The organism is Cognatishimia maritima (genome assembly GCF_900129685.1).
GTDB classification, from domain to species: domain Bacteria; phylum Pseudomonadota; class Alphaproteobacteria; order Rhodobacterales; family Rhodobacteraceae; genus Cognatishimia; species Cognatishimia maritima.
The window spans coordinates 57701-84087 of record NZ_FQWM01000004.1; the positions used below are offsets into that span (position 1 = coordinate 57701).

A 26387-nucleotide genomic window follows, 5' to 3' on the forward strand; every position below is an offset into this window, starting at 1 on the left:
AACAAGAACTGTTGTCTGACAGACTGAGGAGAAGCCGATGACCCGCGCAAAAGCGATCGCGAAGACCTTTCCCGCCAATTGGAAAACACTTGCTACTTTCGCAACCGTGACTGGTTTGATCCTAGCAGCCCCGACGCTACGCGCGGATGAGGGCGAGATCACCAAGACGCATGGCTATAACTTCTTCGGCGAGCTGAAATACCCGGCAGATTATCCGCACGCGAACTACGTCAACCCGAACGCCCCCAAGGGCGGGGAAATTTCGCTTTGGGGGCAGGGCACGTTTGACAGTTTCAATCTTTATACCCGCAAGGGCCGGGCAGGCGCGCTGTCCACGATCGCCCATGAATCAATTCTATTCACCTTCGCCGATGATCCAACCGCCTCATACTGTTTGCTCTGCGAAACCATGGAATACCCCGAAGACCTGAGTTGGGTGATCTACAATCTTCGACCCGAAGTGCGTTTTGCAGATGGCACCGCATGGACTGCTGAGGATCTCAAGTTCACTTTTGACATCTTTATGGAGCAGGGTCTGCCAAGCTTCCGCTCTGCTTTCGGCGCATTTGTGAAAGAGGTCGAGGTGCTTGGCCCGCATCGCATCAAGTTCACCTTCAACGAAGACAGCCCCGAACGTGACCGCATTCCGCTCTCGGGCATTTTCTCTGCTTTTTCGCAGAAATGGTTTGAAGACAACGAAGCGCGCATCGATGAGCCTTCCCTGACACCATTCATGGGCACCGGCGTTTATGAACTGGAAAGCTACGACATCAATCAGCGGATCGTCTACAAACGCAGAGATGACTATTGGGGCAAGGATATGCCCTTTGCCATTGGTCGGGAAAACTTTGACCGGATCAGGATCGAATATTTCGCCGATAGCTCTGCCGCTTTTGAGGCGTTCAAAGCTGGCGAATATACCTTCCGCAGTGAAAACACATCGAAGATTTGGGCGACAGGCTATGATTTCCCAGCCATCGAGAACGGCTGGGCTGTGAAGGCTGAATTGCCAAATGGCAACCTCGCGCAGGCGCAATCTTATGTCTTTAACCTGCGCCGCGAGAAATTTCAGGACCGCCGCGTCCGCGAAGCACTGGGGCTGATGTTCAATTTTGAATGGTCCAATGAATCACTGTTCTACGGGATCTATGAACGGGTTCAGGGCTTTTGGGGCAATTCCGACCTAGAGGCGACCGGTACCCCGACCGAGGGTGAGATCGCCCTGCTGAAGCCGCTAGTTGAATTGGAATTGCTGGAACCATCGATCCTGACGGATGAGGTGCAGATGTCGCCGGTCTCGAGCACACGCCAGCTTGATCGCAACGCCTTGCGGCGCGCTTCTGAATTGCTGGATGAGGCGGGTTGGACCGTTGGGGATGACGGTTTGCGGCGAAAGGACGGGCAGCTGCTGACGGTGGAAATCCTTGAAAGTTCGCCAACCTTTGACCGTGTGCACAACCCTTACATCGAAAACCTGAAACGTCTGGGTGTTGACGCCAAACTGAACCGGGTCGACCCGGCGCAGGCCACGGATCGCGAACGTACTTATGACTTTGACATGACCGTGCACTCGCTCAGCCAGTCGCGAGAACCGTCCACGGGGTTGGAGCAATGGTTCGGGTCAGAAGCGGCCAATGAAAGTTCCCGCAACCTCATGGGCCTACAAGACCCTGCTGTGGACGCCTTGATCGACGTGATCGTTGCGGCCAAAACCAAAGATGAGCTACGCGATGGCGTTCGGGCGTTGGATCGTGTCCTGCGTGCGAAACTCTTCTGGGTGCCGCAGTGGTTTAAGGACACCTATACCGTCGCCTACTACGACCAATACGAATACCCCGATCCGCTGCCCGAAACAGCTTTGGGCGAATTGGATTTCTGGTGGTTCAATCAGGAAAAACACGAGGCGCTTGTCGCCGCAGGTGCATTGAATAGGTAAGCCACAATGGGAGCCTATATACTTCGGCGTTTGCTCTTCGTGATCCCGACATTGCTTGGGATCATGATCATCAACTTCGCCTTGATTCAATTTGTGCCTGGCGGGCCGATTGAACAGATCATCGCGCAGGTGCAGGGCGAAGGTGACGTCTTTGAAGGTATTTCCGGCGGCGGGAGTGATTTCGTGAGCGAAGGCGATGACAGCTATATCGGCTCACGTGGCCTTCCCAAGGAATTCATCGAAGAACTTGAAAAAGAGTTCGGGTTTGACAAGCCTCCGGTCGAACGGTTCCTAAATATGCTTTGGAACTATATGCGGCTTGATTTTGGGGAGAGCTATTTCCGCAAGATTGGGGTCGTCGACTTGGTGTTAGAGAAACTGCCGGTTTCGATCACCCTGGGCCTGTGGTCGACCTTGATTGCCTATATCGTGTCGATCCCCCTTGGCATCCGCAAGGCCGTCAAAGACGGGACAGCGTTTGACACCTGGACCAGCGGCGCCATCATCGTGGCCTATGCCATTCCCGGCTTCCTTTTCGCGATCCTTCTGATCGTCCTGTTCGCGGGCGGCAGCTATTGGAAGATTTTCCCATTGCGCGGTCTGACCAGTGATGGATGGGAGGATTTCACCCTGATTGGCAAAGTCGCTGACTATTTCTGGCACATCGCTTTGCCGGTGATCGCTTCGACAATCTCAGCATTTGCAACGCTTACTCTGCTGACAAAGAATTCCTTTTTGGATGAGATCAAAAAGCAGTACGTGATGACCGCCCGTGCCAAAGGGCTGACAGAACGCAAGGTGCTCTATGGTCATGTATTCCGCAACGCCATGCTGATTGTGATTGCAGGCTTCCCCGCGGTGTTTATTGGCGTCTTCTTTGGTGGGTCGCTGATTATCGAAACCATCTTTTCTTTAGACGGGCTCGGGCGACTTGGCTTTGAGGCCGCTGTGGCGCGCGATTATCCCGTGATCTTTGGAACGTTGTTCATTTTTGGCATCATGGGGTTGGTTGTGGGTATCCTCAGCGACCTGATGTATGTGTTTGTCGATCCGCGAATTGATTTTGAGCGGAGGGAAGGCTGATGGCTTTGTCTCCGATCAATCAACGCCGCTGGAGAAATTTCCGCAAAAACCGCCGCGCCTTCTGGTCACTGATCATCTTCACAGTGCTTTTTGGTCTAAGCCTGCTGGCGGAATTCATAGCAAACGACAAACCGATCCTCGTGCAATATCGCGGCGAGTTTTACACGCCCATCATCAACTTCTATCCCGAAACCGCCTTTGGCGGCGATTTCAAAACCGAGGCGGTCTACGGCGACCCAGAGGTGCAATGCCTGATCGCGACGGGTGGACTGGACCTCTGCTTTGATGATCCAGAAGGCTATATCGAAGACGCTAAGGACGGCATCATTGAGGGCGAAGAAATTGAAAAGGGATGGGCGCTTTGGCCGATCATTCCCTATTCGTTTGAAACCCCGGTTGACCGCCCCGGCGCTGCACCTTTGCCGCCAGACAGCCAGAACTGGCTGGGCACGGATGATACCAAACGCGATGTTGTTGCGCGTGTGATCTATGGCTTCCGCCTGTCGATATTCTTCACTCTGATCGTCACAACGCTCGCCAGTATCATCGGCATTATTGCTGGCGCGATCCAAGGTTATTTCGGCGGCTGGGTCGATCTGATTTTTCAACGCGTGATCGAGATCTGGGGCGCAACGCCGAGCCTTTATATCATCATCATCTTATTTGCGATCTTGGGGCGAAGTTTCTGGCTGCTTGTGTTCCTCACGGTGCTGTTCGGCTGGACGGCTTTGGTGGGCGTCGTGCGAGCAGAGTTCCTGCGCGCGCGTAACTTGGAATATGTGCGGGCTGCCAAGGCGCTCGGCGTGTCCAACCGTGTCATCATGTTCCGCCACATGCTGCCCAATGCGATGGTGGCGACGGTGACGATGCTGCCCTTCATCGTGACGGGCACCATTTCCACACTTGCCGGTCTGGATTTCTTGGGCTTTGGTCTGCCGTCGTCGGCGCCCTCGCTGGGCGAGCTGACCTTGCAGGCAAAACAAAACCTGCAGGCACCATGGCTTGGTTTCACCGCCTTTTTCACCTTTGCGATCATGCTGTCGCTTTTGGTCTTTATCTTTGAAGGTGTGCGCGACGCCTTTGACCCAAGGAAAACTTTTTCATGAGCATTCTTGAGGTACGTGATTTGCGTGTCGCCTTCCGGCAGGAAGGCAAACGGTTTGAGGCCGTCAAAGGCGTGTCATTCTCTGTTGATCGCGGAGAAACCGTGGCTTTGGTCGGAGAATCTGGGTCCGGAAAATCAGTGACGGCGTTGTCTACTGTGTCATTGCTCGGGTCGAGCGCCGAAGTCTCTGGCTCGGTCACCTATGACGGTCAAGAGATGGTCACCGCAAATGAAAAGCTGCTGCGCAAGGTGCGCGGCAACGACATCAGCTTTATTTTCCAAGAGCCGATGACCTCGCTGAATCCGCTGCACACGTTGGAGAAACAACTGGGTGAATCCTTAGCGCTCCATCAGGGGATTGTCGGGCAAGAGGCCCGCCAGCGCATCTTGGACCTGCTAATACAGGTTGGCATCCGTGATCCTGAAACGCGCCTGTCAGCCTATCCGCACCAACTTAGTGGTGGGCAACGGCAGCGCGTGATGATTGCCATGGCTCTCGCGAACAAGCCAGATATCTTGGTCGCTGATGAACCCACGACTGCGCTGGACGTCACCATTCAAGCGCAAATCCTCGAGTTGCTCGCTGACCTCAAGCGGACTGTTGGCATGGGGCTTTTGTTCATCACCCACGACCTTGGGATCGTGCGACGCATCGCTGACAAGGTTTGCGTGATGAAAGACGGTGAAATCGTCGAAGCAGGCCCAGTTGCCGAAATCTTCAAGAACCCGCAACATCCTTATACAAAGAAGCTGCTGAATGCGCGCTCGACTGGCACTCCGGAACCGGTGGTTGCCGACGCTCCCGTGGTTGTCGAGACCAATGAGTTGCGCATTTGGTTCCCGATCCAACGCGGCCTGTTGCGGCGGACAGTTGGCCACGTGAAGGCGGTGAACGAAGCGACTCTTACGGTGCGTGCTGGCGAAACGCTTGGCATCGTGGGGGAGAGTGGCTCGGGCAAGACGACGCTCGCCTTGGCCCTCATGCGCTTGATTGGGTCCGAAGGCGACATTCGCTTTATGGGTGAAGACATCCGGGGCCGGAATACCAAATCCCTGCGGGCCTTGCGCAAAGACATGCAGATTGTGTTCCAGGACCCCTTTGGCAGCCTATCGCCCCGCATGAGTTGCGAACAAATCATCGCCGAAGGGTTGGGCGTGCATGGCAACCCCGATGGACGCCCCGCGCGCGACTTGGTAGCAGAGGTGATGGCCGAAGTCGGTCTTGATCCGGCCTCGATGGATCGGTACCCGCATGAGTTTTCGGGCGGTCAGCGACAGCGTATCGCGATTGCGCGGGCGATGATCCTGCGCCCCAAGCTCGTGGTATTGGATGAACCGACTTCGGCGCTTGATATGACCGTGCAGGTGCAGATCGTCGACCTGCTGCGCAAACTGCAAAAGAAATATGGGTTGGCCTATCTGTTTATCAGCCACGATTTGCACGTTGTCCGCGCCATGAGCCACAAGATCATGGTGATGAAGCAGGGCGACGTGGTGGAGGCAGGTCAGGCAGCCGATGTCTTTGCCAATCCGCAAACGGACTATACCCGAGAGCTTCTCGCCGCGGCTGACTGATCAAATTGCAGCGCTATGGCGCGCTTTGGATTGGTCGTAGACGTCAAAGGCGCGCGCGATCAGCCGGGTCAGGGGGCGTACATCCTCGGGGATAAACAACCCGTTTTCAGTAACACTAAGCAGCCCATCAAAGAGCGTGTTAACCTCTTCAAAGCGTCGCCGCAGTGCCGCTTGTGTAATGCCGAAGTCGCCGCAAATTTCATTTGCATCAACCGCAAAATCGCACATGACAGCCTCGATCAGACGGGCATTCAGGCGGTCATCGCCCGCAAATTTATGGCCACGAGAGACAGAGAATTCGCCAGATTGAATGGCTTTCGTATAGGCCGCAGTGGCCGGTGCGTTTTGCGCGTAGCCTTGCGGGAACTTCGAGATCGAGGACGCACCGACGCCGATCAGCACGTCGGCCTGATCATCGGTATAGCCTTGGAAGTTCCGGCGTAGCCGACCTTGTTTTGCCGCGACAGCAAGCCCATCGGAAGGCAATGCAAAGTGATCAATGCCGATCGCCTCATATCCATCCCAGCGGAACAGTTCCGCCGCCGTTTCAAACAATGCCAACCGTTCTTCGGGTGTCGGCAGCGCATCTGAGGGGATCATTTGCTGGCGTTTGGCCATCCATGGCACATGGGCATAGCCATAAAGGGCGACGCGGTCCGGGGAGAGCGACAGCAGCTTTTGCACGCTTTCGGTGATCTTTTCAGGCGTCTGGTGTGGCAGACCAAACAGGATATCAGCGTTCAAACTGGTCACGCCCCGCGCGCGGATCATGTCAACAGCCTGTTTGGTAACCTCATAGCTTTGCAAGCGCCCGATGGTTTCCTGAATGCCTTGATCGAAATCCTGGACCCCAATTGACGCGCGGTTCATGCCCGCTGCGGCCAAAGCATTCAAACGCGCTTCGTCAACTTCATTCGGGTCAATCTCGACCGAGAATTCACCGTCCTTTGCCATCGGCACGACATCAAAAATCGCGCTGGCCAGATCGGTGATCATTTCTGCCGTCAATAACGTCGGTGTCCCGCCGCCCCAATGCAAACGCGACAGTGCCACGCCCTTTGGCAGGTGCTGTTTCAGCAGCTTCAGTTCCTGTTTAAGAACCTCGACATAGGCCGCAACAGGGGAAGCCGTTTGTGTGCCCTGTGTCCGGCAGGCGCAGAACCAGCAAAGCCGCCGACAGAAGGGCACGTGCACATACAAAGAAACCTCTGAATTTTCAGAGATTTCACCGAGGCAGGATTCAAAGAACCCCGACCCAAATTCGTTGCTAAAGTGCGGTGCCGTGGGATAGCTTGTGTAGCGAGGAACTTTCGCGTCAAACAGTCCCAAATGGGCGAATTGCTGTTTTGGTTTCATAAAGATAGCGTTAGTCAGGGGACCAAAGGTTCTCTTTGATACAGATCAAGGGTGTTGAAAAACATGTCATTGGAATTGCCGATTGGTGCCCCACGAGATTGCGGAGATTGCCAGATCCGCCACCGGGCTGTTTGCGCCCGCTGCGATGTGGATGAATTGGCGCAGCTGGATGAGATCAAATACTACCGCAGCTATGAAGCTGGGCAGACGGTGATATGGTCAGGTGACCAAATGGATTTTGTCGGCTCTGTGGTGACTGGGATCGCGACGCTGACCCAGACGATGGAAGATGGGCGCACGCAGATGGTGGGGCTTTTGTTGCCGTCTGATTTTGTCGGTCGACCAGGGCGTGACATCGCACCCTATGACGTGGTCGCCACGTCAGATATTGTCATGTGCTGTTTCAGGAAGAAGCCCTTTGAGGCCATGATGGAAAAAACGCCGCACATCGCACAGCGTTTGTTGCAGATGACGTTGGATGAACTCGACGCGGCCCGGGAATGGATGCTGGTCTTGGGGCGCAAAAAGGCGCGGGAAAAGATTGCGTCTTTGCTGGCGATCATCGCGCGCCGTGATGCCACTCTGAAATTGGCAAACCTGCAGGGCAAAATGGAATTTGATCTGCCCCTCACCCGCGAGGCGATGGCAGACTATCTGGGCCTGACCCTGGAAACGGTCAGTCGCCAGATTTCTGCGTTGAAACGCGACGGGGTGATTTCCCTTGAAGGCAACCGCCACGTGACCGTGCACGATATGGATCGCCTGCTTGAGGAAGCAGGCGATGATTCGGACGGCGGTATTCTCGTCTAGCCTTAGTTAGTGCGCCATAAAAACAGGGATCTCGGCCTGCTCCAGCATGTGCCGAGTTGCCCCACCCAAGATGGATTCGCGGAAACGGGAATGGCCATAGGCCCCCATGACGATCATTTCGGCATCGGTGTCCCGCGCGTGCCGCAGCAAAACATCTGACACACGCGGCATAGATTTGGTCAGAACGTCAATTTCGACCCGCACGCCGTGACGCGCCAGATAGGTCGACAGCAACCCACCCGGATCAGAACGGTTTGGCCCATGGGTCGGCGGATCAATCACCAAGACACGCACCAAATCTGCCTCGACCAAAAGCGGAAGCGCCGCACGCGCTGCGCGCAGTGCCTCTTGGCTTTCATTCCAAGCGACGGTGATTGTTTTTGGGGTTGTTATGGTCTTGCCGCTGTCCGGCACGACAAGCACCGGCGCGCTAGCATCAAAAAGCGCGGCCTCTACAGTAGTTTCCATCTCAACGCCATGGTTGTCACCATAAGGCTTCGGCAGAATCGTCAGATCAGAGAACCGGGCCCGCGCCGCAACGTGACGGGCAACTTCGGTCATTTGGGTCACCCCAGTTTCCACGCCATAGCGGCATTCGGTGTTGCGCAAGTAAGATTCGGCGACGCGTTCGATGGCCAAAGCTTCTTCGCGGGCTTGGTTCAGCGTCGTTTCCACGACAACGGCGCTGGCACCAGAGAAGTAATACCCCATCTGGCTGCGGTCTACGCCAAGGCAAAGGACGTCAAGATGCGCCCCCTTGCTGCGGGCGAATTGGCTGGCCTGCGACAGAGCCTGTTCTGCAAACTCCGCGTCGGTCAGGACGGATAAGACGGATTTGAAGGGCATGGGTGCCTCCCTGATTGGCAAGTGCGGAAAATCGGGTGTTTTGCGACCCGTTAAATTCAGCCTGCGCGCCAAAGGGGCGAATTTCCTTGATGCAGATCAAGGCGGCAAATCCGCAGCAAAAGCAAAAAGGCCCCAGTCTGAAGCCGCCCGTGGTCCGTTTGGATTCGTCTGATGGTCACCAACTGGGCAAGACAAAGGGACACGAAATGATCAACACTGTGAAGCTGATCGTGCTGGGCCTCATCACGCTGGGAGCGATGATTGCGGCCAACTATGCGCGCGACTTGGCCTATATGGTGCAGGCACTTGTAATCGTGCTTGTTTCCGGTGGGCTGTTTTTATGGGTGCTGCGGGGCACTGGCGAAGATAAGCCAGCGATGTCGCAGGACGAATATATGGATGACGTTATCCGGGCTGGCGTGGTTGCCACGGCATTCTGGGGCGTTGTCGGATTTTTGGTAGGCGTCTTTATTGCTTTCCAATTGGCCTTTCCCGTTCTGAACTTTGAATGGACACAGGGCATTGGTAACTTTGGCCGCCTGCGCCCACTGCACACCAGTGCGGTGATTTTTGCCTTTGGTGGCAACGCTTTGATTGCGACATCCTTTTATGTCGTGCAGCGCACCAGCGCCGCGCGGCTTTGGGGTGGCAACCTCGCGTGGTTTGTCTTCTGGGGCTATCAGCTGTTCATCGTGTTGGCGGCACTTGGCTATGTTCTGGGCGGTACGCAGTCCAAAGAATATGCCGAGCCTGAATGGCATGTAGACCTGTGGCTGACCGTCGTTTGGGTCGCCTATCTGGCCGTGTTCCTTGGCACCATCATCAAACGCAAAGAAAAGCACATCTATGTAGCGAACTGGTTCTTCCTGAGCTTTATCGTCACCGTCGCGATGCTGCACCTTGTGAACAATATGACCATTCCGGTCAGTATCTTCGGCTCCAAATCCGTGATCCTCTGGGCCGGTGTTCAGGATGCGATGGTGCAATGGTGGTACGGCCACAACGCGGTGGGCTTCTTCCTGACAGCAGGCTTCCTGGGCATGATGTACTACTTCATCCCGAAGCAGGCTGAACGCCCGGTCTTTTCTTACAAACTGTCGATCATCCACTTTTGGGCGCTGATCTTCCTCTATATCTGGGCTGGGCCACACCACCTGCATTACACGGCGCTGCCTGACTGGGCGTCGACCTTGGGTATGGTCTTCTCTATCGTCCTGTGGATGCCAAGCTGGGGTGGCATGATCAACGGTCTGATGACGCTTTCGGGCGCATGGGACAAGCTGCGCACCGATCCGGTTATTCGGATGATGGTGATCTCGCTTGGCTTCTACGGCATGTCGACTTTCGAAGGCCCGATGATGTCGATCCGCGCGGTGAACTCTCTGAGCCACTACACCGACTGGACCATTGGTCACGTGCATTCTGGTGCGCTGGGTTGGAACGGTATGATCACCTTTGGTGCGCTCTACTTCCTGGTACCGGTTCTGTGGAAACGCGAACGCCTTTACAGCCTGACTATGGTCAGCTGGCACTTCTGGCTCGCGACCATCGGCATCATTCTCTATGCGGCGTCCATGTGGGTGACCGGCATCATGGAAGGCCTGATGTGGCGTGAAGTGGATGCGAACGGCTTCCTCGTGAACTCCTTCGCCGACACCGTTGCCGCCAAATTCCCAATGTATGTGGTGCGCGGACTGGGTGGGGTCATGTACCTCGCAGGTGCAATCATCATGTGCGTGAACCTCTGGCTGACTGTACGCAAGGCCCCGGCAAAAGAAGCCAGCCTCAGCGTCGCAGTTCCAGCAGAATAAGGAGGGTCTGAGAGATGGCTATTCTTGATAAGCATAAAATCCTAGAAACCAACGCGACCCTCTTGCTGATCTTCAGCTTTCTCGTCGTGACAATCGGGGGGATCGTGCAGATTGCCCCATTGTTCTGGCTGGAAAACACCATCGAGGATGTAGAGGGCATGCGCCCCTACACCCCGCTGGAACTGGCAGGCAAAGACATCTACATCCGTGAAGGATGCTATGTCTGCCACAGCCAGATGATCCGCCCAATGCGGGACGAAGTTGAACGCTACGGTCACTACTCACTGGCGGCAGAATCGCAGTACGACCACCCATTCCAGTGGGGTTCCAAGCGGACAGGTCCAGATTTGGCTCGTGTCGGCGGTCGGTACTCTGACGACTGGCATGTTGATCACCTGATCGACCCGCAGTCCGTGGTGCCTGAATCCATCATGCCAAAATATGGCTTCCTGTCCGACAAGCGAATCGACGGTGAATACATCGGTGATCTGATGAGGGCCAACGCCATGGTTGGTGTGCCATACACCGAGGACATGATCGCCAACGCGCAGCTTGATTTCAACGTGCAGGCTGATCCTGATCTGGACTATGATGGCCTGCTGGAACGCTACGGCGAAGACAGCGTGAGTGTGCGCAACTTCGACGGCCAACCGGGCACAACCGAAATGGATGCTCTGGTGGCTTACCTGCAAATGCTGGGCACGCTGGTCGACTTCTCGACCTTCACGCCTGACGCGTCACGCTAAGGGAGGGAGCAATGGAAACTTATTCTCTTCTCCGTGAGTTCGCAGATAGCTGGATGCTGCTGTTCCTCTTCACCTTCTTCGTCATGGTGATCCTCTGGGTATTCCGCCCGGGTTCCAAGGCGGAATACCAAGACACAGCAGGCATTCCATTCCGCTACGAAGACAAACCCGCGCCAGACGCCGAAACCGAGAAGGAGGCGCAGTCATGAGCAAGAAACCTGTTCAAAAGCAGGATATTCCAACCACCGGACATGAGTGGGACGGTATCCAGGAATACGACAACCCCATGCCGCGCTGGTGGCTGTGGACCTTCTATATCACCATTATCTGGGGCATCGGCTACACCATCGCTTATCCCGCATGGCCGGGGATCAAAGGGGCTACCGCAGGTCTGTTGGGGTATTCGACCCGCGCAGAGGTCGCCGAAGAAATCGATGCGGTCAATACCCGCAACGAAGCGATCAACGCACAGCTCGCCTCTGCTGAACTGACAGAGATCACAACTGATCCAGAGCTGAATGGCTACGCCAAATCCGCAGGTGCTGCCGTCTTCAAAACCTGGTGCGCGCAGTGTCACGGCTCTGGCGCGGCAGGGGCTAAAGGTTATCCGAACCTCTTGGATAACGATTGGCTCTGGGGCGGTGATATCGAATCCATCCACCAGACTGTCGCAGCCGGTATCCGAAACGAGGACAATGACAACGCCCGGTACTCCGAAATGCCTGCCTTTGGCCGCGATGAGCTGCTTGAAGACGCGCAAATCGATCAGGTCGTGAACTACGTCATGTCTCTGAGTGGCGAACCACTTGACGCAAGCCTTGTGGCCGAGGGTCAAACTGTCTTTGCGGACAATTGCGCCGCCTGCCACGGTGAGGACGCTACAGGCGATCGTGACCAGGGGGCGCCAAACCTTGCCGACGCAATTTGGCTCTTTGGTGGGTCCTACGAGGACATCCGCGATACCGTTGAGAACAGCCGCTTTGGTGTGATGCCAAGCTGGGATGAGCGTTTGACCGAAGCGCAGATCCGCGCCGTTTCGGCCTATGTGCACCAACTGGGTGGCGGCGAATAATACCAAGCGCGGCCTTCCAACAGAGGCCGCGCCACTGAACACCCCGTGTCCCTGACTGACCGCCCCAATTTTTGGGGCGGTTTTTTCGTCTGATTGATCTGCATCAAGGTGGCTGGGCGCTGATTCTGCGAAACTTTGCGCAACGGTGAGATGTCACTCCCATGACCGACAGATCACCGCCGTTTGTCCACTTCAGAGGAGCGTGGGCAAGGGGAGTCGGCCTTTCGTCCTGTTCGCGCGTTTCCTGAGGGGCCGACTCCTATTTATTCTCAAAATCATCGACATCGGGCGCCGCATCTTTTCGCGAAGGCAAAAAAGATGTCCCTAATAGTCAGAATTTGATCTTGGTCAAAGTCCGACTCGGGTGTGGCTGTGAAAAGGGGCCAGCCAATTTGCAAATAAAGGCCAACCCTTGAGCGACACGAACACTCCTCCCAGCCTCTACGCCGCGCGCGAACCCGTCTTTCCGCGGCGGGTCAGCGGCACATTCAGAAACCTGAAATGGGTGATCATGGCGATCACCTTGGGCATATACTATCTGGTCCCGTGGATCAGGTGGGATCGCGGTCCGGCGCTGCCGGATCAGGCGGTCTTGGTCGATTTGGCCAACCGTCGCTTCTATTTCTTCTGGATCGAAATCTGGCCGCATGAATTCTATTTCATCGCAGGGCTTTTGATTATGGCGGGGCTTGGCCTTTTCCTGTTCACCTCGGCGTTGGGCCGCGTTTGGTGCGGCTATGCCTGCCCGCAAACGGTTTGGACGGACTTGTTTATTCTGGTCGAGCGCTGGATCGAAGGCGACCGCAACGCGCGCCTGCGCCTGCATCGTCAAAAGAAGTGGGACTTCAGAAAACTGCGCCTGCGCACGACAAAGGTCATCGCGTGGATTCTGATCGCCTTGGCGACAGGTGGGGCTTGGGTATTCTATTTTGCCGATGCGCCGACCCTGTTGGTTGACCTCGTGACCGGTCAGGCGCACCCCATTGCCTATTCGACCATGGCTGTCCTCACCGCGACAACGTTCTTCTTTGGCGGCTATGCCCGCGAACAGATATGCATCTACGCTTGCCCATGGCCGCGCATTCAGGGTGCAATGATGGATGAAGACACCCTGACCGTGGGCTACCGCGAATGGCGCGGGGAACCTCGTGGCAAGTTGCACAAGAATGAGCCAGAGGTAGAGGCGGCACAGGGTGACTGCATCGATTGCATGGCCTGCGTGAACGTGTGCCCGATGGGTATTGATATCCGTGAAGGGCAGCAGTTGGAATGTATCACCTGTGCGCTTTGCATTGATGCCTGCGACGACATCATGGACAAAATCGGCAAGCCGCGCGGGTTGATCGATTATATGGCCATCAGCGATGAGCCGCTGGAACGCGCAGGCCAACCGCCGCGCAACGTCTGGAAACACATCCTGCGTCTGCGCACCGTTGTCTATACGGTGCTTTGGGCATTGGTGGGCGTCATGCTTCTCGTAGCGCTGTATCTGCGGTCCGACATTGACGTCACGGTCGCCCCGGTTCGCAATCCGACCTATGTCGTGCTGTCCAATGGGGACATCCGCAACACCTACGAATTGCGGCTGCGCAACAAACATGGCGAAGACCGCCCGTTCGAGATTTTCGTCGACGGAACGCCGGGCCTAAGCTTGGAGCTTGAAGGCGGAGAAGGATCGGATGTGACCGTCGCTGCCGACGCGATGCACTTGCAACGGGTCTATGTGGTGGCCCCCAAAGACTCTGCGGCAGCGACGGGCGAACTCAGCGATATTCGCTTTGTGGTGCAGGACAAGATGAACGGTGATCAGGCTGAAAAAGATACCGTATTTCATGGCAAAGGAGACAACGGATGACGTCTGAAAAGCAATTTACTGGCCGTCACGCTGCCATGATCTTTGTCGGGGCGTTCGGTGTGATTATCAGCGTGAACTTGCTTCTGGCTTTCAGCGCGGTGCGCACCTTTCCGGGGCTAGAGGTCAAAAACTCCTACGTTGCAAGTCAGACCTTTGACGACCGCAAGGCCCAGCAAGAAGCGCTGGGTTGGCAAGTCGCCGCAAAAGCCACAGGCGGCTTGTTGATCCTGAGCATCCAAGATGCCGCTGGTCAGCCCATTGAGGTTGCAAATCTTGATGCTGTGCTGGGCCGCGCGACCCATGTCAAAGACGATATCACACCTGATTTCCAGTTTGACGGAGCGGCCTACGTCGCCCCGGTGGAACTGGCCGCTGGCAATTGGAACATCCGCATGAAGGCCAGCGCGGCCGACGGCACGCCGTTTGAACAGCGTGTAATCCTGCGTGTGGAGCGCTGACGATGACGATGGTCTCGGCCTGTCCTGCCTGTGATGCTGTCCCTGCGGCAGAGGCTGCGGCAAGGGCGCAAGAACCACAGGCAGCGCATCTCGCGCTCAGCGTGCCAGAGATCCACTGCGGTGCCTGCATTGCAACGGTTGAGCGCGCGCTGGAGGCCCAGCCGGGTGTGAAATCAGCACGTGTGAACTTGACCCTGAAACGCGCAAGTGTGGAAGCAGGGGCAGATGTCACAGCCGATGGGTTGATCGCAGCGCTGCAAGAGGTTGGCTATACCGCGCATGAATTGGATGCGGGCGCTCTAAGCGCCACAGCCAACGACCGCGCTGGCAGAGACCTTTTGATGCGCGTTGGGCTGGCGGGGTTCGCCACGATGAATGTCATGCTGCTGTCCGTCTCGGTCTGGTCCGGGGCCGACAGCGCAACGCGCGACCTGTTTCACTGGATTTCAGCCGCCATCGCTTTGCCCGCCATCGCCTTCACCGGCAAACCCTTTTACGTCAGCGCGTGGTCGGCACTGCGCGCGAAGCGATTGAACATGGACGTGCCCATCGTGCTTGCCATCGTGCTTGCACTGGCGACCTCGCTTTGGGAGACCATGCTCTCTGGGCATCACGCCTATTTCGATGCGGCGCTGACCTTGGTGTTTTTCCTGCTGGCAGGACGTTATCTGGATCACCGCACGCGCGCGGTCGCGCGCTCTGCTGCTGAAGAACTGGCTGCGCTTGAAGTCCCGCGCGCGATCCGACTTGTCGAAGGTCGCGAGGAGACGGTGCCCTTCGCGGACCTATGCATTGACGATCTGATCCTCGTCAGGCCCGGCGGGCGTGTACCGGTGGATGGCGTAATTGTGGAAGGCCAATCAGAACTCGACCGGTCATTGCTGACAGGGGAGTCTGCACCCGTTTTCGCTTCGGTGGATCTCGTGGTCAGCGCCGGAGAAGTCAATTTGACCGGGCCATTGGTCATCCGTGCAACGGCAGTTGGGCAGGATACCAGCCTGCACCGAATGGCCGACCTTGTGGCCACCGCCGAAAGCGGGCGTAATCGCTATACGTCCTTGGCCGACAACGCCGCAAAGCTTTATGCGCCAGGTGTGCACATCCTATCGGCTTTGGCCTTCGTCGGCTGGTATCTCTACAGTTTTGACCTGCGCACCGCGCTGAACATCGCCGCTGCGGTTCTGATCATCACCTGTCCCTGCGCTTTGGGTCTTGCTGTGCCTGCGGTGACAACCGCAGCCAGCGGACGCCTGTTTCGCATGGGGCTGCTGGTTAAACATACCACAGCACTCGAGCGGCTCGCCGAGGTTGATACGGTTGTTTTTGACAAAACCGGCACGCTGACCAAGGGCACACCAATCGTTAAGAACTGGGCGAAGCTTTCTGACGTGAATGCTGGCATCGCCGTTGCCTTGGCGAAAGGGTCGGCGCATCCCCTTAGCCGAGCTATTATAGAAGCTGGAAAACACACCTCGGCAGCGGACCTCGCTGACATCCGAGAGGTTCCGGGGTTTGGTATGGAGGGGCGGTGGAAAGGTCAAACTGTCCGTCTGGGACGAGCGGAATGGGTTGGGGCCATGCCTTCTGACACAAGTGCGGTTTACCTAAAGGTGGGCGAGGGCGCAGCTGGCGAAATCCGTTTTCAGGACCAACTGCGAGATGGCGCAAAAGACGCCATCACCTCACTTCAAAGCGCGGGGTTTGGTGTTCACCTTTTGTCAGGCGATGGCCGGTCGGCAGTGGCGGGCGTCGCTGACGAGTTGGGTATTTCCGATTGGCAGGCAGGCGTCCTGCCACAAGACAAAGCCGACTACATTGCCGCGCTCTCGCAAGAGGGAAAACGCGTTCTGATGGTAGGGGATGGGCTAAATGACACGGCCGCGCTGGCTGGGGCACATGTGTCGATTTCACCAGCCTCGGCACTTGATGCAGCGCGCGTTGCATCCGATGTCGTCCTGCTGGGCGCAGACCTGTCACCCATTGCCGACGCCTTGGCGATTTCACGAAAGGCGACGCGGCGCATTCGGGAAAACTTCCGCATTGCAACGCTCTATAATGTCATTGCCGTACCGCTGGCCGTGGCCGGACTGGCGACGCCTTTGATTGCGGCCTTGGCGATGTCGACCAGTTCGATCACCGTCAGCTTGAACGCTCTAAGATTGAGGTAGCTATGACCGTACTTGGATTGCTCATACCCGTTTCCCTGATCCTCGGAGGGCTGGGTCTTTGGGGGTTTCTCTACACGCTGCGCAGCAGTCAATATGACGACCCCGATGGGGACGCGCAGCGGATACTTAGTGGGGAATACGACGACCGGCCAAAGTCCTAGTGGCGACGATATCGCTTAGCTTGGGCCGATCATAAAACAAGACACCTGCCGCGCCTGCAGACGACGACACGCCAGATCAGCAGTTTCGCGGGTCAAGCCCATGAAGTTGGCGTCAAAACCTCGGCTTGATTTCACGACTTTGCGCAGTGATCCGTCCAGGGTGCTCATTTCGGCAAGGGCCGTTTTCAAAAGCATCTTTTCCGCCGCATAACGGCTGCCATAGCGGCCAACATTGATCCCCCAATGGCGACCGCCAGAGGTCGACAGCCGGGTCACAACCTGCGGTTCTAGATCCTCAACAATGGCAGGCGCAGCGGCCTCTGCGACAACTTCGGTTTGGGTGACGGAGGTCTGGTAAATAGATGCCGTGTTAGACCGTGCTTCTTGCAGGGCGACTTTGATGTCGTCCTCAATGGAAGGCGCAGAGGCCACAACTGTGTCGGTCGCTGTCGGCGCCGCGGACGAGGGGCGGGCAAGCGGGCGGAGGCTCTTTTTCACCGCGGTTGCAGTGCGAACGGTTTTCCCAGCCAGATCATCGCCGGACCCGGATGGGCCAATCTTTCCTGCATAGGCCGGTCTTGTCGGCTTGCGCAGCGCCACGCGGCTTGGGGCGCGTTTGAATCCAAGGTCGAGCAGTTCGGCTACCTTGGCATTTCGAGTGGCCGTCGAGCGACCGCCAAAAACCGTCGCGATGATACGTTCATTGCCGCGCTCTGCGGAGGCCACAAGGTTGAACCCTGCGGCACGTGTGTAACCGGTTTTGATGCCATCTGCACCGCGATAGTTGCTTAAGAAACGGCGATTGGTATTGGCGACTTCGCGAATACCTGCATGCGTCGATTGGCGCGAAAAGAGGTTGTAATACTGCGGATAGTCATAAAGCAGATGCCGACCCAACGTGGTCATATCGCGTGCGGTAGACAGGTGGCCGCTTTCCGTCAGCCCGTGGGCGTTTTTGAATGTCGTGTTCGTCATGCCAAGCGCTTTGGCGGTGCGGTTCATGCGGCGGGCAAAGGCAGCCTCGGAGCCTGAAATCGCCTCGCCAATCGCAGTGGCCGCATCATTGGCAGATTTCACAGCTGCCGCACGCACAAGGTAACGCAGTGCGATCCGCTGCCCGGATTTCAGCCCCAGCTTGGACGGCGGTTCCGCCGCAGCCACCTTGGAAATACGCACCTTAGTGTCCATCGACAGTTCGCCGTTTTGGACCGCCTCAAAGGCGATATAGAGCGTCATCATTTTGGTGAGTGAGGCCGGATGCAGCCGCGTATCAGCATTGCGCGAATGAAGAACCTCGCCAGAGCGAGAATCAATCACCATCGCTGCGTAGGGCGCGGCCTTCGCGGAATGCACGCTTACAAGCGAGATAAAAACTGCTGCCAGGATTAATAGCCCAAAATGGGCCGGCCTGATTTGCCGAACCTTCACGTCTCTTGCCCTTGCTGCCTCTGCCGCTGATTTTTCAGCTGACCTTTTCATTCAGGCTAACACAGGGTCAATTTCAAATAAACCCATGGATTCAATAAGTTTGAAAATGTCAGGCGCTTAAGCCGCTCAACATATAGGGGGAGGGCGCAGGGGTGCTACTAAACCAGTGATTGTGGCAAGAAAGTGGCGCTGGACTCCATCCATCATTGCCAGTCACGCCCCTCTAAGAACCCGCCTGCTGCGCGAAAAGGCGTCGCAAACAACAGGGCCCGCGTTGTGATGTTCTTAATAAAACAGGTAACATAACAAGCTCGTGCCTTTGGCGCCATAAAGGCGGACAGTTGGCATCGGGCGCAGATCGTCAGGGGAATGGGTCTTTTCTCTGGCGCGAGACTGGCTATATAGTTCGCTGACACGGAGCACTGGGAAGACATTCACAATGGCAGCGCAGCCATTTTACATGACCTCAGACAAGGACGATGACGGAGATGTCGGCATCGCCGTCAAAACGCGTGCCCGCACCAAACGTCCGCCGCTTTATAAAGTGCTGCTTTTGAACGACGATTACACGCCGATGGAATTCGTCGTCCTGATCCTAGAGCGCTTTTTCGGTCTGACCCATGCGCAGGCGTTTGAGATCATGCTGACCGTGCATAAGAAGGGGGTCGCCGTGGTCGGCGTCTTTAGTCACGAGATTGCAGAGACCAAGGTCACCCAAGTGATGGATTTCGCACGCCGTCACCAGCATCCGTTGCAATGCACCATGGAAAAGGAATGATCCCGGCTGTTGCTGCGGATCGGAGGTGAGCATGTCGTCCAGCCGTCTGTCTTTGGCCGTTGAAAGCGGCCAGCTTGAACTGCCGTCCGAAGGTTTGATCGCTGTGTTTTCACCGTCTTCCGTCGTGGACCTTTCGGTTCTGCCGCGCGAGCGGGTGCAGATCATTACTGGATCAAAGCCTGAATATGACGCGTTTCGCCAAGCGGGCTATGAAGTGTCCGTGAAAGCGAGCGAAGCCTATGCCGCGGCCATCGTGTGCCTGCCACGCGCGAAGATCGAAGCACGATCGCTTATCGCGCAGGCCGTTGCAGCAAGCGACTTGGTTTTGGTCGACGGGCAAAAAACCGACGGCGTTGCCTCAATCATGAAGGACTGCCGCAAGCGCGCCTCTGTTGAGGGCGCGATTTCCAAAGCCCATGGCAAGCTGTTTTGGTTCTCTTGCGGTGACTTCACAGATTGGAATGTTGCGGCGCACTCCGAGATTGACGGTGGGTTCATCACCAGCCCCGGCGTATTTTCCGCTGATGGAGTTGACCCGGCTTCTGCGGCCCTTGTCGCCGCCCTGCCGGCAAAGCTGGGCCGTCAGGTTGCCGATTTGGGGGCCGGCTGGGGGTATCTGTCTCAGTCCATCTTAAAGCGCACTGATGTCGAAACGCTTTACCTGGTCGAGGCGAACCACGCAGCGCTTGAATGTGCGCGTGTTAATGTCACCGACGACCGCGCGGATTTTCACTGGGCGGATGCCACAACATGGGAGCCGCGCGCAAAGATGAATGCGGTGGTGATGAACCCCCCGTTCCACACGGGCCGGGCTGCGGACCCCTCGCTTGGTCGGGCGTTTATCCTTGCGGCTGCACGCATGTTGGCACCAAACGGGCAGCTTTGGATGGTGGCCAATCGCCACTTGCCCTATGAGGCGGCTCTGAACGAACTGTTTGCCAAGGTGACAGAGGTCACCGGCGACAATCGGTTCAAAATTTTCTGTGCAGAACGACCAACTCGCACCGGGCGCTGATTGCGCGTAACCTTGGCTGGAATCACCGGGGCTGGAATCAATGGGGCCGGAATAACAGGGAACTGTCATGTCATTTTCTATCGCAGGTAAAACCGCAATCGTGACCGGGGCGGCGAACGGGATCGGCCTTGCCATCTCGCGCAGCTTTGCTGAGCAGGGCGCGAAGGTGATGATGGTCGATATGGACGACAAACAGCTCGCGAAAGAAGTGGGCGATCTGCCAGAGGATAGCGAGGTCGAGTATTTCTCGGGCGACCTGCGTGAACGGCTGACCATCGCGAACCTGCTGTCGGCGACAATTGATAGTTTTGACCGCGTCGACATCCTTGTGAATGCCAGCCGTCAGGTGATGCGCACCGATCCTTTGGATATTGATGACGACAGCATTTCCATCATGCTCAACCAAAACTTGCTGACCTCTCTGCGCCTTAGTCAGGCAGTGGCCAAGCGCATGATCAAACAGGCGACCGAGGATGCGGTCGAGGGTATGGCGGGGTCAATTGTGAACCTGTCATCGATTTCGGCTTGCCGCACGAACCCGGATCTGATGGGATACTCCATCGCAACAGCGGCCTTGGACCAGATGACACGCGGCCTCGCAACGGCTCTGGCACCGCACCGCATTCGCGTGAACGCGGTATCTTTCGGGTCAGTGATGAGTGCAAGTCTCAAGAATATCCTGAAAGAGTTCCCGGATTTTCGCACGGACATTGAAACCCACACGCCCTTGGGCCGGATTGCACCTCCAACGGAATTGGCAGACACCGTGCGCTATCTTGCGTCGGACGCCTCGGCCTTTATGACCGGTCAGGTCATCACCATCGACGGCGGGCGGACATTGCTCGACCCTGTCAGGTCACCAGCCCACTAAGGATCAACAGATGACGACCGAAATGGACCAAGAAAAGGCCACCGCCAGCGCGTGGTTTCGAGAGCTACGCGATACAATCGTTGCGGCCTTTGAGAACCTTGAGGCCCGCCATAACGAAGGGCCCTTTGCCGACCAACCCGCTGGAACCTTTGACGTCACCGAAACGCGCCGCGCCTCTGAGGATGGATCGGACGCGGGCGGTGGGCTGATGTCGGTCATGCGTGGCGGGCGCGTGTTTGAAAAAGTCGGGGTGAATGTTTCTACCGTCTTCGGCACCTTGGGAGAGCGGGCGCAGAGTGCCATGGCCGCGCGCAAGGGGCTGCCCGGCATGAAGGACGACCCGCGATTTTGGGCGTCGGGTATTTCGCTGGTGGCCCATATGCAAAACCCGCATTGCCCTGCGGTTCACATGAACACGCGCATGTTCTGGACCCCACATGGTTGGTGGTTCGGGGGCGGGTCAGATTTGAACCCATGCCTTGAATACGACGAAGACACCCAACATTTCCACGCGGTCCAGAAACAACATTGCGACCGTCATGGCACGGAACATTATCCTCGTCTCAAGGCATGGGCTGACGAATATTTCTACATCCCCCATCGCGGTCGCGCGCGGGGTGTGGGTGGCATCTTTCTGGATGACCACAACACTGGCGATTGGCAGGCTGATTTCGGCTTTGTGCAAGACATCGGCAAAGCTTTCCTACCCGCATTTGTTCCGTTGGTTGAAAAGCGCCGTAGTATGGCGTTCGGCGACGCAGAAAAGGATGCCCAATTGGTGCACCGTGGGCTCTATGCCGAATACAATCTTGTCTATGACCGAGGCACCAAATTTGGGCTTGAGACCGGGCATGACGCTAATGCGGTTCTGATGAGCCTGCCACCGATGGCGAAATGGGTTTAGAGCCGGGGCGCTTTAGCGAAAATCAAAAAAACCGTCGCCAGCCTCGGCCAAGAGCGTTTCGCCCAGGCTGCGGCCCAGCGTTTCCGCCTCTGACACATCTGCTTCGCCTTCGGTTCGCAAACACTGCGACCCGTCCGGGCGGAGGATTTCTCCGCGCAGTTTAATGCGACCCGCGTCAATCGTCGCCAAAGCCGCGATAGGCGTTTCGCAAGACCCGTCTAGCGCGCGCAGGAACGCGCGTTCGCAGATCACGCGGTGACCTGAGTCCGCATGGTGGATCGCCGCAAGCATAGCTTTAGAACGCGCGTCGTCTGCCCGGCATTCGATGCCAATCGTGCCCTGAGCGACCGCAGGCAGCATTTCATCAATCTCAATCGCGCTGGTGGCCTTGTCGACCATGCCCAACCGGGTCAGTCCCGCCATGGCCAGAAAAGAACAATCCGCAACGCCATCTGCCAGCTTTTGCAACCTTGTCTGCACGTTGCCACGAAACTCAACCACCTTCAGGTCCGGGCGAATTTGCATCAACTGTGCGCGGCGGCGCAGGGACGACGTGCCAACGGTCGCACCAGAAGGCAGATCAGCAATAGACGCGTATTTTGTCGAAATGAACGCGTCACGCACGTCTTCGCGTGGCAGGAATGTCTCAAGCACCAGCCCTTCGGGCTGTTCGGTTGGCATGTCTTTGGTCGAATGCACAGCGATGTCGATATCCCCGCGCAGCGTTGCCTCTTCGATTTCTTTGGTAAAGAGACCTTTGTTCCCGATCTCTTTCAAAGGTCGGTCCGCCGCGATCATCTGCCGGTCATCGCCGGTGGTTTTGATCACCTCGATATGAAAGGCTGCCTCTGCCAAATCAAAGGCCTTTGCCAACCGATCACGGGTTTCATAGGCCTGCGCCAGCGCCAGCGGAGAGCCGCGGGTGCCAATCTTCAAAGGTGCGTCGGGGGTCGGCAGAGTGAGTGTCATAGGCTGAGGTCTAGCCGCGCCAGATTGTCCTGACAAGCAGAATGGAGGGCTGCAAGCCTTGACATCTTGCCGCGCGCACGTGACCTAGCAAGGACAATTTTTGATCAATGAGGTGGATCATGGCAGAGCAAAAAACCATCCTGCGCGCGCTTGCAGGCGAGCGACTGCCGACACCTCCGATCTGGATGATGCGTCAGGCAGGGCGCTATCTGCCCGAATATCGCGCAACCCGCGCGCAGGCCGGAGATTTCCTGTCGCTTTGCTACAATTCTGAACTCGCGGCAGAGGTCACCCTGCAGCCGATCCGCCGCTATGGGTTTGACGCATCGATCCTATTTTCCGACATCCTGCTGTTGCCGCAGGCGCTGGGCGCTGATCTTTGGTTCGTCACTGGCGAAGGGCCACGTTTGTCGACCATCCAGTCACAGGCTGACTTTGATGCATTGAAAACGGCGGACGCTGTTCATGACACGCTCTCGCCGATCTACGAAACCGTGCGCATCTTGCGTCGCGAACTTCCACGCGAAACAACTTTGATTGGCTTTGCTGGCGCACCATGGACGGTGGCCACATATATGATCGCTGGCCGCGGCACGCCGGATCAGGGGCCTGCGCATGCGCTGAAGGACCAGAACCCGGAATTGTTCCAGCAGGTGATCGACCTGCTGATCGAGGGCACCGTGACCTATCTGTCTGAGCAGATCAAAGCCGGGGCTGAGATCGTTAAGCTTTTCGACAGTTGGGCAGGGTCGCTGAAAGGCGAAGATTTTGATCGCTATGCGCTAGAGCCTGCAAAACGGATCATCTCTGCGCTGAAGGCAATGCACCCCGACACGCCTATTATTGCCTTCCCGCGCGGCGCAGGAGAGCGCTACGTTGGCTTCGCCAAGGCAACCGGCGCGGATTGTGTCGCCTTTGATGATGGTGTCACCGCTGAATGGATGGCGCAACACGTGCAACCTGACGGCTGTGTGCAGGGGAACCTGAAATCCTCGCATATGGTCACGGGCGGCGCCGCTTTGGTGTCAGAAACGCGGCGCATCGTCCAAGCACTTCGCAATGGTCCGCATATCTTCAACTTGGGGCATGGAATCACACCAGACGCTGATCCCGAGAACGTACAGCTTATGATCGATACCGTACGGTCTTGCTGATTCAGAGCATCGGAAATCCGACACGACGACACGCCTGAGAGCACGCCAAGAGGGCGTGTTTGATGGCGATTCAAAGCCGAAAACACCAGCAATAACGGCAAGCCGATGCATGTCTTTAGGGAAGAAGAAAAGTGGTGGCGTGGGGGAGACTTGAACTCCCGACCTATCGATTATGAGTCGATCGCTCTAACCAGCTGAGCTACCGCGCCACGGTGGGCCGGGGTTTAGTTTAGGGCTTCACGGGGGTCAAGAGGAAAGAACCGAGATTCTTCGCTCGCAAGAAAAAATCTCAGTACGAATTTCTCTGGCTTCTTGGAGGTGTGCAATCAAGGGCGCATTCTCTGCGCGCCGCTGTAATTTCGGTGACCCAGATTGCTGCCCATTTCTGTCATCAAGGTGGGCTATGCGCGTTCATATGCATATTTGCACATAGAGATATAGGATTTTACGGCCTTGGCTGCGCTGCAAGCAGGGCGTAGCTTGCGCGCGATTGAAGAGAGGATATAATGCGCTCTATTTTGGACATAACAGATCTGAAAAAGGTCTACGAAGGCGGTTTTGAGGCGCTCAAGGGCGTGTCGCTATCAATTCACGAAGGCGAAATTCTTGCGCTGCTCGGGCCGAACGGCGCGGGCAAGACCACGTTGATCTCCACCGTATGCGGGATCACCACCAACACATCTGGCGATATCCGCGTGGATGGGTACTGCGTCAAAGACGATTATCGCGCCGCGCGCCGCCTGATTGGTCTTGTCCCGCAAGAGGTCAACCTTGAACCGTTTGAAACCGTCTGGAACACCGTGCGTTTTTCGCGTGGCCTTCACGGTAAACGCCGTGATGATGCTTACCTTGAAAAAATTCTGCGCAAGCTGAGCCTTTGGGAAAAGAAATCCAGCCGCATCATGGAGCTTTCCGGCGGCATGAAGCGACGGGTGCTGATTGCCAAAGCGCTGAGTCATGAACCCCGCATCTTATTCTTGGACGAGCCAACCGCTGGTGTCGATGTTTCGCTGCGGAAAGACATGTGGGACACGGTGAACGAACTGAAACGCGATGGTGTCACCATCATCCTGACCACGCATTACATCGAAGAAGCCGAGGCGATTGCGGATCGTATTGGTGTGATCAACAAGGGTGAGTTGCTGCTGATCGAGGAAAAGGCATCTTTGATGCAGCGGCTTGGACAGAAACAGCTGACCGTCGAACTGCAAGATGCCGTGACTGCTGTGCCTGACGCGCTGAGTGACCACGGGCTTGTTCTGTCTGAGGATGGGCGCACGCTGACTTATTCCTACGACACGCAGGCGGACCGAACAGGGATCACCCAATTGTTGGGCGATCTGTCGGCGGCGGGCTTGGTTCTGAAAGACCTACAGACTGCGCAAAACAGCCTCGAAGATATTTTTGTGACACTTGTTGAGGAGGGGCAGGCATGAACCTGACCGCCGTCAAAGCCATCTACATTTTCGAGATGGCGCGCTTTTTCCGCACGCTGACGCAGAGCTTTATCTCGCCTGTGATTTCAACTGCTCTCTATTTCGTGGTGTTTGGGTCGGCCATTGGCAGCCGCATCCAGGAAGTTGATGGGGTCAGCTATGGCGCCTTCATCGTTCCTGGTCTGATTATGCTGTCGATTATGACACAGGGCATATCGAACGCGTCCTTTGGCATCTACTTCCCGAAATTCATCGGCACGATCTATGAGCTATTGGCCGCGCCAATCAATTTTTTGGAAATCGTCGTCGGCTATGTAGGTGCTGCCGCAACCAAGTCGCTCTTTATCGGCTTGGTGATCCTTGCGACTGCTGGGCTTTTTGTGGACCTGAATATCCAGCACCCCATCGCGATGCTGGCCTTTATGGTGCTAACCTGCACAAGCTTTGCCCTATTCGGCTTCATCATCGGGATCTGGGCCAAAAGCTTTGAGCAGCTTCAATTGATACCGCTGCTGGTGTTGACGCCATTGGTATTCCTTGGCGGCTCGTTCTATTCGATTTCGATGTTGCCCCCAGTTTGGCAGACGGTGACGCTGTTCAATCCGGTGGTCTACCTGATCTCTGGCTTCCGCTGGGCCTTTTTTGGATTGGCGGACGTGCCAGTTGGACTAAGTCTTTTGGCCATTGCTGGGTTTACCGGCATCTGTCTGGTCGCGGTATGGTGGATCTTTAAAACCGGCTGGCGCATCCGCAGTTAAGGGCGTGGCAGGCTGACCTTGCCCAATTTTTGACGGATATACATCAGATCACGGCTTTGTCGGCGTGCCCTCCTTGTTTGGGGGGCATCGGC

Annotated in this window: 24 protein-coding genes and 1 tRNA gene; 20 read left to right on the forward strand and 5 right to left on the reverse strand. The window is 56.6% G+C overall.

Features of this window, described 5'->3' with window-relative positions:
• The first annotated feature begins 37 nt into the window (after positions 1–37).
• The 4 genes from BUA39_RS10145 to BUA39_RS10160 are packed head-to-tail and all read left to right on the forward strand — an operon-like array spanning position 38 to position 5699.
• Positions 38–1936, forward strand: coding sequence for an extracellular solute-binding protein (locus BUA39_RS10145; protein ID WP_072793099.1), 1899 nt, complete (start codon positions 38–40; stop codon positions 1934–1936).
• Between the two features lie 6 nt (positions 1937–1942).
• Positions 1943–3019: a microcin C ABC transporter permease YejB gene (locus BUA39_RS10150; protein ID WP_072793100.1), complete on the forward strand. Its 1077-nt coding sequence runs from the start codon at positions 1943–1945 to the stop codon at positions 3017–3019.
• On the forward strand, positions 3019–4125 hold the full coding sequence (locus tag BUA39_RS10155; RefSeq protein ID WP_072793101.1) for an ABC transporter permease: 1107 nt from the start codon (positions 3019–3021) through the stop codon (positions 4123–4125). Before BUA39_RS10150 ends, BUA39_RS10155 begins: the two co-directional genes overlap by 1 nt.
• Positions 4122–5699: an ABC transporter ATP-binding protein gene (locus tag BUA39_RS10160; protein WP_072793102.1), complete on the forward strand. Its 1578-nt coding sequence runs from the start codon at positions 4122–4124 to the stop codon at positions 5697–5699. Before BUA39_RS10155 ends, BUA39_RS10160 begins: the two co-directional genes overlap by 4 nt.
• On the opposite strand, the gene hemN is transcribed toward BUA39_RS10160, so the two are convergent.
• Positions 5700–7055, reverse strand: a complete 1356-nt coding sequence (gene hemN, locus BUA39_RS10165; RefSeq protein ID WP_072793103.1) for an oxygen-independent coproporphyrinogen III oxidase — start codon at positions 7053–7055, stop codon at positions 5700–5702.
• 63 nt (positions 7056–7118) lie between these two features.
• Between hemN and fnrL the strand changes: the two genes are divergently transcribed.
• Positions 7119–7865 carry a transcriptional regulator FnrL gene (gene fnrL, locus BUA39_RS10170; protein ID WP_072793104.1) on the forward strand — a complete coding sequence of 249 codons (747 nt, stop codon included), beginning with the start codon at positions 7119–7121 and terminating at the stop codon, positions 7863–7865.
• Positions 7866–7871: 6 nt separating this feature from the next.
• Here fnrL and BUA39_RS10175 read toward each other — a convergent pair whose 3' ends face one another.
• Positions 7872–8711 carry a universal stress protein gene (locus BUA39_RS10175; protein ID WP_072793105.1) on the reverse strand — a complete coding sequence of 280 codons (840 nt, stop codon included), beginning with the start codon at positions 8709–8711 and terminating at the stop codon, positions 7872–7874.
• A 206-nt stretch (positions 8712–8917) separates the two neighbouring features.
• On the opposite strand from BUA39_RS10175, the gene ccoN reads away from it, so the two are divergent.
• From ccoN to ccoS, 8 genes are all read left to right on the forward strand, one after another.
• A complete protein-coding gene (ccoN, locus tag BUA39_RS10180; protein WP_072793291.1) occupies positions 8918–10522 on the forward strand; it encodes a cytochrome-c oxidase, cbb3-type subunit I in 1605 nt (534 codons plus the stop codon).
• A 14-nt stretch (positions 10523–10536) separates the two neighbouring features.
• On the forward strand, positions 10537–11268 hold the full coding sequence (gene ccoO / locus BUA39_RS10185; protein ID WP_072793106.1) for a cytochrome-c oxidase, cbb3-type subunit II: 732 nt from the start codon (positions 10537–10539) through the stop codon (positions 11266–11268).
• A gap of 11 nt (positions 11269–11279) precedes the next feature.
• On the forward strand, positions 11280–11477 hold the full coding sequence (locus BUA39_RS10190; RefSeq protein WP_072793107.1) for a CcoQ/FixQ family Cbb3-type cytochrome c oxidase assembly chaperone: 198 nt from the start codon (positions 11280–11282) through the stop codon (positions 11475–11477).
• Complete coding sequence (ccoP, locus tag BUA39_RS10195) at positions 11474–12340, forward strand: cytochrome-c oxidase, cbb3-type subunit III (protein WP_072793108.1); 867 nt, start codon at positions 11474–11476, stop codon at positions 12338–12340. Before BUA39_RS10190 ends, ccoP begins: the two co-directional genes overlap by 4 nt.
• 412 nt (positions 12341–12752) lie before the next feature.
• Positions 12753–14195 (forward strand): cytochrome c oxidase accessory protein CcoG, encoded by a 1443-nt coding sequence (gene ccoG, locus BUA39_RS10200; RefSeq protein ID WP_072793109.1) that lies wholly within the window; start codon positions 12753–12755, stop codon positions 14193–14195.
• Positions 14192–14653: a FixH family protein gene (locus BUA39_RS10205; protein ID WP_072793110.1), complete on the forward strand. Its 462-nt coding sequence runs from the start codon at positions 14192–14194 to the stop codon at positions 14651–14653. The genes ccoG and BUA39_RS10205 overlap by 4 nt, the downstream gene beginning before the upstream one ends.
• Positions 14654–14655: 2 nt before the next feature.
• A complete protein-coding gene (locus BUA39_RS10210; protein WP_072793111.1) occupies positions 14656–16821 on the forward strand; it encodes a heavy metal translocating P-type ATPase in 2166 nt (721 codons plus the stop codon).
• A 2-nt stretch (positions 16822–16823) separates the two neighbouring features.
• Positions 16824–16982, forward strand: a complete 159-nt coding sequence (ccoS, locus tag BUA39_RS10215; protein WP_072793112.1) for a cbb3-type cytochrome oxidase assembly protein CcoS — start codon at positions 16824–16826, stop codon at positions 16980–16982.
• 15 nt (positions 16983–16997) lie between these two features.
• Here the strand turns inward: ccoS and BUA39_RS10220 are convergent, their stop codons facing one another.
• Positions 16998–18410 carry a D-alanyl-D-alanine carboxypeptidase family protein gene (locus BUA39_RS10220; protein WP_242648578.1) on the reverse strand — a complete coding sequence of 471 codons (1413 nt, stop codon included), beginning with the start codon at positions 18408–18410 and terminating at the stop codon, positions 16998–17000.
• Positions 18411–18849: 439 nt separating this feature from the next.
• On the opposite strand from BUA39_RS10220, the gene clpS reads away from it, so the two are divergent.
• The 4 genes from clpS to hemF all read left to right on the forward strand — a co-directional run bounded on the left by clpS (position 18850) and on the right by hemF (position 21978).
• On the forward strand, positions 18850–19188 hold the full coding sequence (gene clpS, locus BUA39_RS10225; RefSeq protein ID WP_072793114.1) for an ATP-dependent Clp protease adapter ClpS: 339 nt from the start codon (positions 18850–18852) through the stop codon (positions 19186–19188).
• Positions 19189–19219: 31 nt separating this feature from the next.
• Complete coding sequence (locus tag BUA39_RS10230; RefSeq protein WP_072793115.1) at positions 19220–20203, forward strand: class I SAM-dependent methyltransferase; 984 nt, start codon at positions 19220–19222, stop codon at positions 20201–20203.
• 67 nt (positions 20204–20270) lie between these two features.
• Entirely contained in the window at positions 20271–21074 is an 804-nt protein-coding gene (locus tag BUA39_RS10235; RefSeq protein WP_072793116.1) for an SDR family NAD(P)-dependent oxidoreductase, read from the forward strand.
• A 10-nt stretch (positions 21075–21084) separates the two neighbouring features.
• Entirely contained in the window at positions 21085–21978 is an 894-nt protein-coding gene (gene hemF / locus BUA39_RS10240; protein WP_072793117.1) for an oxygen-dependent coproporphyrinogen oxidase, read from the forward strand.
• Positions 21979–21990: 12 nt separating this feature from the next.
• Here the strand turns inward: hemF and hemC are convergent, their stop codons facing one another.
• Positions 21991–22947 (reverse strand): hydroxymethylbilane synthase, encoded by a 957-nt coding sequence (gene hemC, locus BUA39_RS10245; RefSeq protein WP_072793118.1) that lies wholly within the window; start codon positions 22945–22947, stop codon positions 21991–21993.
• A gap of 119 nt (positions 22948–23066) precedes the next feature.
• On the opposite strand from hemC, the gene hemE reads away from it, so the two are divergent.
• Entirely contained in the window at positions 23067–24101 is a 1035-nt protein-coding gene (gene hemE / locus BUA39_RS10250; protein WP_072793119.1) for a uroporphyrinogen decarboxylase, read from the forward strand.
• Between the two features lie 132 nt (positions 24102–24233).
• Here the strand turns inward: hemE and BUA39_RS10255 are convergent.
• Positions 24234–24310 (reverse strand) — tRNA-Met (locus BUA39_RS10255).
• A gap of 297 nt (positions 24311–24607) precedes the next feature.
• Between BUA39_RS10255 and BUA39_RS10260 the strand changes: the two genes are divergently transcribed.
• Positions 24608–25537, forward strand: coding sequence for an ABC transporter ATP-binding protein (locus tag BUA39_RS10260; RefSeq protein WP_072793120.1), 930 nt, complete (start codon positions 24608–24610; stop codon positions 25535–25537).
• Positions 25534–26295: an ABC transporter permease gene (locus BUA39_RS10265; protein ID WP_072793121.1), complete on the forward strand. Its 762-nt coding sequence runs from the start codon at positions 25534–25536 to the stop codon at positions 26293–26295. Before BUA39_RS10260 ends, BUA39_RS10265 begins: the two co-directional genes overlap by 4 nt.
• Positions 26296–26387: the final 92 nt, after the last annotated feature.